Annotated in this window: 7 protein-coding genes; all 7 read right to left on the bottom strand. The window is 72.7% G+C overall.

Features of this window, described 5'->3' with window-relative positions; genetic code table 11:
* Positions 1-1,865: 1,865 nt before the first annotated feature.
* Positions 1,866-2,804, bottom strand: a complete 939-nt coding sequence (locus tag ACIBKX_RS11490; RefSeq protein ID WP_363277074.1) for a hypothetical protein — start codon at positions 2,802-2,804, stop codon at positions 1,866-1,868.
* Positions 2,805-2,933: 129 nt separating this feature from the next.
* Positions 2,934-3,065 (bottom strand): hypothetical protein, encoded by a 132-nt coding sequence (locus ACIBKX_RS11485; RefSeq protein WP_363277073.1) that lies wholly within the window; start codon positions 3,063-3,065, stop codon positions 2,934-2,936.
* Positions 3,066-3,079: 14 nt separating this feature from the next.
* Positions 3,080-3,502, bottom strand: a complete 423-nt coding sequence (locus tag ACIBKX_RS11480) for an acyl-CoA thioesterase (protein WP_363277072.1) — start codon at positions 3,500-3,502, stop codon at positions 3,080-3,082.
* Between the two features lie 120 nt (positions 3,503-3,622).
* Positions 3,623-4,249: a hypothetical protein gene (locus ACIBKX_RS11475; RefSeq protein ID WP_363277071.1), complete on the bottom strand. Its 627-nt coding sequence runs from the start codon at positions 4,247-4,249 to the stop codon at positions 3,623-3,625.
* A 98-nt stretch (positions 4,250-4,347) separates the two neighbouring features.
* Positions 4,348-4,941 carry a histidine phosphatase family protein gene (locus tag ACIBKX_RS11470; protein ID WP_363277069.1) on the bottom strand — a complete coding sequence of 198 codons (594 nt, stop codon included), beginning with the start codon at positions 4,939-4,941 and terminating at the stop codon, positions 4,348-4,350.
* Positions 4,942-5,050: 109 nt separating this feature from the next.
* Positions 5,051-5,842: a hypothetical protein gene (locus ACIBKX_RS11465; protein ID WP_363277068.1), complete on the bottom strand. Its 792-nt coding sequence runs from the start codon at positions 5,840-5,842 to the stop codon at positions 5,051-5,053.
* Positions 5,842-7,149 (bottom strand): VWA domain-containing protein, encoded by a 1,308-nt coding sequence (locus ACIBKX_RS11460; protein WP_363277067.1) that lies wholly within the window; start codon positions 7,147-7,149, stop codon positions 5,842-5,844. Before ACIBKX_RS11460 ends, ACIBKX_RS11465 begins: the two co-directional genes overlap by 1 nt.
* Positions 7,150-7,279 lie beyond the last annotated feature (130 nt).

Below are 7,279 nucleotides of genomic sequence, written 5' to 3'. Positions count from 1 at the left end.
GATTCCGCTTGCGCTCCACCCTTGACAGGCCCGCCTCCACCGCAGAGACCCTTTTGACCGGGCGGCCAGGGGAGGGGACTCACGGGAGGGACCGGTGGGGCGGTTCGGTCTTCGTGCCGGGTGCGGATTGGTTCGGTAGAGCTCGGTCATGCGGGGAGGGGCCGCCCGGCAGACCGGCTCCGGTCCGGCGGCAGGGCCGGGCCGTCGCGCCGTCTGCGGATTGGTTCGGTGCAGCTCGGTCACGTGGTGAGGCTGGGTCTGACGGGAGTCCGACCGACCTTGGGTCGGGCGGCGGCGATGAAGGGGAGGTCACTGGGGCGTGTGTGACTGGGGTGGTCACGCTGCATTCCCGGGCCGCTCCCCTCGCTCTTCCATATCGGGCATTTGGGGTGTTGGGAGGGGGTGTTGGGGGTGGAATCCGGGAAAGTCCCACGGATAGGCCCCAATTGCGGCGTGTCGCTGGGACTTTCCTGCGGTGCCCCCTCGCTGGCCATCTCCCATGTGTCCCTCAGTAGCCCTGCCCTCCCTTCGGCGGTCGGCGGGCACCCTTATGGGGTGACCGGGCTGCATCGAGCCAGTCCGCAGGCGGCAGGGCGACCCGGCGCCGCCACCGAGCGGGGCCGGCCTGTCAGACCGTGCCCTTCAGAGTGGGCGAGCTGTGCCGGACCAGTCCGCACCCGGCGCGAGGGCCCGGCTCATGCCCCGGAGCTGAGCCGGTCTGTCGGGCGGCGGCACATGCCCGCCTGACCGAGCTCTTCCGAACCAGTCCGCACCCGGCGGGACGACCGGCCCGGCCACCGGGGCGGAGCCGGCCTGTCGGGTCCCGCCCCTCTGAGTGACCGAGACTGAAACGAACCAGTCCGCACCCGGCAGGAAGACCGGGCACCGGACCGGTCCCTCCCGTGAGTCCCCTCCCCTGGCCGCCCGGTCAAGAAGGTCTCTGCGGTGGAGGTGGGCCTGTCAAGGGTGGAGCGCAAGCGGAATCGGCGAAGCCGACGCGACCGAAGGGAGCGCCCTTTACAGGGGCGCCGCAACCGCCACACTCCGCAGAACCGGGCGGCCCCGGCGCCAATGCACCACCGGCCCACCCCAAGCAGCCGCCCCTACCGAGCCCCACCCCATGACCCAGCCCCGAAAGAGCAAGTCCGCACCCGGCACAACGGCCTGCCACCGCCACCGAAGCCAAGCCGGCCTGTCAGACCGCGCCTTCACCGGGTGGGCGAGCTGCACCGAACCAGTCCGCACCCGGCGCGACGGCCCACCACCGTCGCTGGAGCCAAGTCGGCCTGTCAGACTGCGTCTTCACTGGGTGGGCGAGGTGCACCGAACCAGTCCGCACCCGGCACAACGGCCTGCCACCGCCACCGAAGCTAAGCCGGCCTGTCAGGCCCCGACTTCACCGAGAGGGCGAGCTGCACCGAACCAGTCCGCACCCGGCACGACGGCCCACCACCGTCGCTGGAGCCAAGCCGGTCTGTCAGACCGCGTCTTCACCGGGTGGGCGAGCTGCATCGAACTGGTCCGCACCCGGCAGGACGACCGCACACCGGACCCGCCTTCCCTGTGAGCCCTCCTTGGCAGGGCGCCGGAGGCGCCACACTCCGGGGCGCTGGACGCGGGGACGGTGCCGATGAAACGCCGGGCCGTAGAAGACGCCGCCCCGGGTGCCCACGCTCTGGGCGTCCACCCCTGCCAGAAACGCCAGTTCCGCTTCAGGCGGGGGCGGGTGGGTGGGGACGAAGCGGTGTTACCTGGACGCCGGGCCATGGCGCCCCCGGCCCGGTGCGCAAAGCGCCGCCCCCGCCGGGCCGCCGCGCTCCTGAGTGCCGGGCGGCGGCCGGCGGAGGATCCCGCCGGGAGCGGCGTCAGTCGCAGAGGCGTGCCGTCGTGAGCGCGCCGCCCGCGTTCTCGTCGTCCGTGCCGAGCGCGGCGAGGTCAGTGCCGGGGACACAGCGCAGGGCCTCGACCTTGTGGCCCTTGAACTTGGCGACCAGGTCCGGCGTCTTGTCGACGGAGAGGCGGACCTTGCCCGAACGGGTCACCGTCACCTCGCCCGCGTCACTCACCCCCGAGTCGAACGGCCCGTCGTTGCCCGCGTCCGAGGCCGAACTGATCAGCAGCCGACCGGACTTGGTCACGTCGATGTCCGACGCGTGCCGGACGTTCCCCGTCGGGTACGGCGCACGGAAGGTGGCCTTGCGCACCGCGCCGAACACGGACTCGCCGTACTTGTTGATCTCGAACGGGGCGGCGTAGACCGTAGCCGGACGGTCCGCCCCCTCGCCCCGGTCCGCCCAGACCGCGGCCAGCTTCCCCTTCCGCTCGACCACGGTGAAGCTCTCGAAGTCGGAGCCCTGGGCGATGGCGGGCAGCGGCGCGATGTCCAGGACGTCCACCGCCTCGCCCGCGTCGCTCACCTTCAGGCGGTAGACGAGCCCGCGGCTCGCCACGGCCAGGTACTCGTCCGTGGTGCCCGGCACCCGGTCCAGCGCCTCCAGGTCACTCGGCTCGCCGCCGCCCCGCCAGGTGAGCGGGGCGACGTCCACGGTCTGCCCGGGGCGGTAGGTGAGCTCTGCGACGCGATTCTGGCCGGGCCGCTTGTTGTCGCGTACGGCAAGGGCGTTGAAGCCCTCTTCGCCCGAACGGGAGGCGATGGCGACACCGCTGAGGCCGGACTCCGCGTCGTACCCGGTCTGCTGCCATTCGGCGGCCTTCGGCGGGGCCGCCGGGGCCAGGCCGGAGGAGGCGAGCACGGCGACTCCCGCGCACAGTCCGGTCATTGCGGTCAGAACGGTCTTTCGCATGGTCAGGGGCCTCTCACTTGATGTGCGACGCGCGTAGATTCACGGCTGGCCGGACCGTAGTGGCCCGGCCGCCGTGAAGGCAAGTGAAGTACCTGGACTGGTCTAGCGGTTCTGGGAGGCGATGGGCGGTCAGACGGCGCGCTGCCGGAACCGGCGGTGCGGGTCCCGCACAGCGACGACCTCGCTCACAGCGACGACCTCGCTCACAGCGACGACCTCGCTCACAGCGACGACCTCGCTCACAGCGACGACCTCGCTCACAGCGACGACCGCGCTCAGAGCCCGAGCACGCCCGGGTCATCGGCCAGCGCCCGGAAGTAGTCGCGCGGCTCGCTCACCATCTTCCGTTCCTTGAGGTCCAGCAGGCCTCCGACACCGACGAGGGTGGCGGCCTTGGTGCCGTCCGCCTTGTGGATCGACTGCTCTACGCGGAAGGTCTTGCCCTCGCCCCAGACGAACCCGCAGCTCACCTCGACCTCGTCGCCCGCGCGCAGCTCGCTGAAGTAGCGGATGGTGTTCTCCAGGGCGACGGGCCCGACGCCCTTGGCCAGGAGATCGGCCTGGTCGATTCCGGCAGCGCGGAGCATCGACCAGCGGGCGTGCTCGGCGTACTGGAGATAGACGGCCTGGTTGAGGTGGCCCTGCGAGTCCGTCTCGTACCCACGGACGCTGATGCTCACGGAAAACGGCTCCGCCACGACGTTCCTTTCAAGGTTGGTACATGTCACGCAAGGGTTGGTGCATGTCACGTCAAGATCTGCAACTGCCCGGCGGGCGGGTGCATTCCGGCCACATCTCCCCGGCCCGTCCCTCCTGACTCAGCCCCGCCTCGGAGAAGCCAGCAGATACGGCTCGGCGCCCGCCCGCTCGGCGTGCTCGCTGACCTGCCAGCCCGCGGCCGTCAGCGCGGCCGCGCACGCCCGCAGTCTCTCCGCGGCCGCGTCCCGCACGGCGACGGCCTCCGGCTGCGGCGTCTCGCCCACCCGGTAGCCCTCGGGCCCCGGCGGGCAGCCCGCCGCCTCCAGGGCCAGCGCGGCGGCCCGCACGAGATGCGCCCGCTCCCAGGCGCAGGGGCGGTCCCGAGCGCCGTCCGGATTGGTCATGCGGCGCAGCTCGACGAGGCCTTCCCACGCGCTGCGTACGTCGCGTGCGCGGGCGGGGCTTCCTGCGCCGGGAGGCGGGGCGGGCTCGGTGCCGGTGCGGGCGGCGAAGAGGCCGGACGCGGGCTGCTCCGGCGCGGGGGGTTCGTCCCGCACCGGGGCCTCCTCCCGTATGCGATGCCCCGCCGGCGTCAGGAAGAAGGCGTGCGGCGGGCGGGGGTGCCGGAAGGCGAGGCGGTGCCGCACCAGCGCGGCCAACTGCGCCTCGCTCCCGGCCAGCCGGCCGGTGGCCGGATCCGCGGCCTCGATGATGCGCCGCTGCGCGGCGGTGGGCGGCTTGGCCATGAGAACACACCTCTTCCCCGGGGCCCGTGTCCGTCCCCTGCTTCAGATGGTGCCTCGCGCCACTGACAACGGGCTCCGCGCACGGCGGTCCGGGCCCGCTACGGCCGCAGGTTCCAGCTCGCCACCACGGGGCGTCCGTGCTCGGTGCTCAAGCGGCTCACCGTGCCCGTCGCCAGCTGGAACAGCGCCCCGCCCGCCGGGGGCAGACCCAGGCGCCGAGCCGCGAGCACCCGCAGGAAGTGCGAGTGGGCGAACAGCACCACGCTGCCCTCGTTGTTGGCCAGCGCGGCGTCCACCTTCGCCAGCATCCGGTCCGCCCGCTCGCCCACCTGCTCCGGGCTCTCTCCGGGGTGCTCCGGCGGGCCGGGAGCCACCCCGTCCGTGAACAGGTACCAGTCGGGGCGGTCGCGGTGGATCTCCACGGTGGTCACACCCTCGTACGCGCCGTAGTCCCACTCGCTCAGATCCGCGTCGACCCGTGCGTCCCCGAACCCCGCGAGCTCCGCGGTCTCCCGCGCCCGCTGCCGGGGGCTCGTGAACGCCGCCCCGATGCGGAAACCGCCGACCAGCGGCGCGAGCCCGCGTGCCTGCTCCCTGCCGTTCTCCGTGAGCGGGATGTCCGTCCAGCTGGTGTGCTGTCCGGTGAGCGCCCACTGGGTCTCACCGTGCCGGACGAGGAGCAGGTCACCCATGGTGCGGAACTTCCTGTTCTGTGCGTTGCCTGTGCTGTCGTCTGTACGTCGCCTGTGCTGTCGACGGTGGCCGGGAGGCGGGCGAACCGCCTCCCGGCCACCACTGACCCTAGATCCCCGCCGGCACCCGCGCCGGACGCCCCGAGCCGCGCGTCAGGCAGTAGCCGCCGACACCGGCGAGCGCCGCGAGTACGCCGCCGCCCGCCGTCCACAGCCAGCGCGACGACCACCAGGAGGAGGACCAGCCGTCCTCAGGCTCGGCCGACACCGCCGCCGTCTTCGCGCCGATCCCCGGCACCATCGGCTTCGCCAGCGCGCCGTCCACCGCCTGGGCGCCGCCCGCGTCGTTCGACGTGACCTTCACCGCCGCCTTCATCGGCAGGCCGAGGGCCTCGGCCTTGAGGTCGGTGACCGTCAGGCGGACGTAGTACGTGCCGCGCAGCGGGTCGTTGGACCACGGCTCGGCCCAGCCGCGGACGGTGCGCAGCGTGCAGGACAGCTCGACCGTCTCGGCGTCCGGGGCCGCCTGCTTCGTCTGCGCGCCGTACCGGCACGCCTGGTGGCGCCGAAGACCGTCGTACACGTCGACCTGCCACGTGGACCTGCCGCGCGCGGCCTCGGGGACGCGCACCGTGGCGTGCACGGTGGGCCGCTCGCCGGTGTCCGCCGGGAACGCCCAGTACAGGTAGTCGCCGGTGGACGCCTCGGCCGTGGCCTCCTGGTCCTGCTGGATCGCCGTCGCCGTGCGGAAGGACGTGCCCGCCTCCGTCGGCGCCGCGGACTTCTCGGAGTTCTCGGGGTCCTCGGAGTCGGCCGCCGCGACACCGGACGCCGCCCCCAGGGCCAGCAGCGCGGCCGCGCCCAGCGCGCCCACCCGGCTCAACACACGTGTCGTACACATCAGTTGGTCCTCCAGACCGCGAAGCGCCAGCGGGAGACCCAGCCCCAGACCAGACCGGCGAGGAAGCCGGTGAGGAGCAGGGTGCCGAGCAGCCACCAGCCGTTGCCGAGGCCGAAGGACGCCACGTCCGACGCCTCGTCAGGGGCGTCCACCACGTCGATGTTCAGCTCGACCGGCAGCCCCGGCGTCGTCTTGACGGAAGCGGGCGCCGAGAAGGAGTTGCTGACGCGGAGGCAGACGGTCTCGGGGGCGGGCCCGCTCTTCCCGTCGGTCGTCTCGTCGTCCCCGTCCTGCTCCGGCTTCGGATAGCGAAGACCGGTCGAGATCACGTCCGTACGGCCGTCACCCGCCTCCGAACCCCGCACGATCTCCCGCCCGTGCACGGTGGACGCGCGCAGCAGTACGCCGTAGTCCCGGTCGACCGCGCGGTCCGCGGCGACGCTGACGGAGGCCCGCAGCTCCTGTCCGGGCTCGACGTCGACGCGGTACCAGCGGTGCTCGCCGAACTTCTCGCGGTCGGTGTAGAGCCCGGCCTTGAGGAGCGGGGCGTCGGTGCACTGCGCGGCGCCCTCCGCGGGGACCGGCGTGACGACCGGGTCGGCCGCGCGGTCCACCAACTGCTTGACGCGGCCGGAGAGTTCATCGGTGTGGCGTACGGAGGTGTACGTGCCGCCGGTGGCCTCGGCGATGCAGCTCAGCTGGTCGCGGGTCTTGGCGTCCGGCACCAGGCCGAGGGTGTCGACGGTGAGGTGGATGCCCTCGGCGGAGATCTTGCGGGCCACCTCGCAGGGGTCGAGCGGCTGGCAGGTGTCCTCGCCGTCGGAGATGAGGACGATGCGGCGGCTGCGCTCGGTGTTGTCGTCCTTGAGGTCGTCGGCGGCCTTCAGGAGCGTGGGGCCGATCGGCGTCCAGCCGGTCGGCGCGAGCGTCGCCACGGCGGTCTTGGCGTCCGTGCGGCCCGCCCGGTCGAGTTCGGCGACCGGGTAGAGCAGCTCGGTGTCCTTGCAGCCCGTCTTGCGGTCGTCGCCGCGGTAGTTGGCGCCCAGGGTGCGTATGCCGAGCTGGACTTCGTCGGGCGTGGCGTCGAGTACCTCGTTGAAGGCCTGCTTCGCCGCCGCCATCCGGGACTTGCCGTCGATGTCGCGGGCCCGCATCGAGCCGCTGACGTCGAGGACCAGCTCGACCTTGGGCGAGGGCTGAGCCGGTTCATCGGCGTCGGCCGCGGCGGGGCCCGCCGTGCCGAGTCCGGCGGTCAGGGCGGCGAGCAGGGTGAGGGCCCCGGCCGCCAGCCGTTGTCTTGTGATCATCGCCGGATCTTATTGATCTTGCGGTGCATACCCAAACCGGAGGGTGGGTATGGTCCTTCACCGCTCCGGCGGCCGGCGGGTGAGCAGGGCCTTCACCGCTGTGGCGACCAGCAGGTGGGCAGGGCCCCGA

Source organism: Streptomyces sp. NPDC050658, from assembly GCF_044457025.1.
Lineage (GTDB): Bacteria > Actinomycetota > Actinomycetes > Streptomycetales > Streptomycetaceae > Streptomyces.
Note: the sequence above shows the minus strand (reverse complement) of the source record. Positions and strands in the feature narration are given on the sequence as shown.